The 1,339-nt window shown below is 72.9% G+C and carries 1 pseudogene; it reads right to left on the bottom strand.

Annotated features, from left to right (window positions below):
- Positions 1 to 275 precede the first annotated feature (275 nt).
- Positions 276 to 1,079, bottom strand: a pseudogene (locus tag CCL05_RS43320) (NAD(P)-dependent oxidoreductase).
- Between the last annotated feature and the right edge of the window lie 260 nt (positions 1,080 to 1,339).

Below are 1,339 nucleotides of genomic sequence, written 5' to 3'. Positions count from 1 at the left end.
GTCCGGACTCGTCGCCGTGCGGGGCGCCGGAGGCGCTGTCGTGTCTTGTGCCGTGCGGGCTGCACGACCGTACGTGAGCCCGGCCGAGGCGGCCGCCCTCGGCACAGCGCCCCGGGCCGGGCGCGCTGCCGTGACGCGGACCGGAAAGCACCGCGGCGCCGCGGACCAGAACGCCCCTCCGCGCCGGGGATCAGAACGCCCCTCCGTGACAGGACACCCCGCCGCGCAGGCGTTCCCGGAGCCCTGCCCTGCCCCGCCCCGCCGTGCCGCCGCCGTCACGCCACCCGCGAGAGGTCCGCGTGCCGTACCTCGTGGGCCGGTGGCAGGCCCGCCGCCAGGCGCTCCAGTTCCTCGACGACGATGCGGCCGAGCCGCTCCAGTTCGTTGCCCAGCGAGCCGGCGATGTGCGGTGTGAGAAACACGTTGGGCAGGTTGTACAGCGGGGACCCGGNNCCAGGGCGAGCCGGCCGCGGTCGAGCATGTGGTGGGTCTCGGGGATGTCGGGGGCGTGCAGACTCACGATGTCGCTGTGTCTGAGCAGATCCTCCAGCGACAGCGACTCCGCACCGAGGGCGGCCGCCTCGGCCNNCGATGACCCCGACCCGGCGGCCGAGGTTGCCCGTCGCCGCGGTCTGCGCGGGGCCCGGGTAGGTGTGCGTGCGGCGGAAGCGCTCTCGGTGGTCGAAGGCGTCCTTGCCCACGAGCAGGATCATCGCGAGCGTGTACTCCGCGACGGGCACGGCGTTGCCCGTCACCGCGCTGGAGACCTTCACGCCGCGCTCCCACAGGGCGTCGCCGACCAGGGAGCGCACGGAGCCTGCCGCGTGCAGGACGGCGTGCAGCTTCGGGGCCGCCGCGAGGGCACCGGCGTCCAGATGCGGGCAGCCCCAGCCGGTGATCAGCACCTCGGCGGAGGACAGGGCGTCGGCCGCGGCCGGATCGGTGAAGTCCCGTACGACCAACCCGGGGTCGATGTCGGCCGTGCACCTCAGCCGCTCCATCAGCGGCGGAGGGAAGAGCAGCGGGAGGTGTACCGGGTCCATCGCGAACACGGCCCGCGGCAGCTGAGGGCTGGGCATGACTCTCCTGGAGCAGAGGACGGAAACAGTTTCAGAAAGCGCCTTCTACCGTAGATCCGCCGGGAAGCGGCGGTCAATCGACAGGGCCGAGGTGATGGCCGGCGATGCCGGTTCCCTGGGCAACGGCCTTGGTTTTCCCACGTTGTGCGGTGAGGGGCGCGGGCGGAGGGGGCGAACAGGGGGCGTAGGGGAGTGAGCGGCTGAGACGGGAAGCCTCTAGTGGTCACGCCTTGGGGCGGCTCGATGCGAGCACCTTGTGG

Source organism: Streptomyces africanus, from assembly GCF_002150735.1.
Classification (GTDB): Bacteria; Actinomycetota; Actinomycetes; order Streptomycetales; family Streptomycetaceae; genus Streptomyces; species Streptomyces africanus.
Note: the sequence above shows the minus strand (reverse complement) of the source record. Positions and strands in the feature narration are given on the sequence as shown.